Source organism: Aliidongia dinghuensis, from assembly GCF_014643535.1.
In the GTDB taxonomy this organism is placed as follows: domain Bacteria; phylum Pseudomonadota; class Alphaproteobacteria; order ATCC43930; family CGMCC-115725; genus Aliidongia; species Aliidongia dinghuensis.
Genome location: NZ_BMJQ01000072.1, coordinates 1 through 581, shown reverse-complemented (window position 1 = coordinate 581; position 581 = coordinate 1). Strand labels below are relative to the sequence as shown.

2 protein-coding genes are annotated in these 581 nt (G+C 44.1%); both read right to left on the bottom strand.

Annotation, left to right across the window (positions count from 1 at the left end):
- Nucleotides 1–75, bottom strand: a 75-nt coding sequence (locus tag IEY58_RS34180; RefSeq protein WP_456057542.1) for a hypothetical protein, incomplete at its 3' end; no start/stop codon positions are given.
- Nucleotides 76–119: 44 nt separating this feature from the next.
- Nucleotides 120–581 (bottom strand): IS5 family transposase (locus IEY58_RS34175; RefSeq protein WP_189052663.1); only part of this gene is annotated, 462 nt, incomplete at its 5' end.

Below are 581 nucleotides of genomic sequence, written 5' to 3'. Positions count from 1 at the left end.
GTCCTGTTCGCCTGCCCGCAAAATTTCAGCAGCGGCAACGCCTTCAGGGTAGGGCAAATCACTGTTAACGACCATCGCATAGCGAAGCGGAATAGTAAAAATCACCCCTAAGAACCTGTTCACAATCTTTTCAATAACAAAGCGATGAAAGCAAGATTGGTAAATTGAAGGCTCGAATTTAAATGACGCTCACAGTTTTTCCATAAGCGTCTATTTTTCTCAAGCCAAGCAAACGAACGTTCTACAACCCATCGCTTTGGTATGACTTTAAACGTGTGCAATTCATCTCTTTTGGCAACTTCTGTGGTAACGGTTTCGCCTAAAATAGATTTAACACTATTAGCAAATGCCTCACCTCGATAACCGCCATCAACCATCACATTTTTTACCCGGCTTAATCGTTTAGCATGTTGACGAAGTAACGTTGTAGCACCCTCACGGTCGGTGATGTTAGCGGTCGTGATACAGATAGCATGCGGCAAGCCTTGGCTGTCTACTGCAATATGGCGCTTAATCCCTGATACTTTCTTTCCTGCGTCATAGCCTTTGTACTTAGCGGTATCTGTGTTCTTAACGCTTTG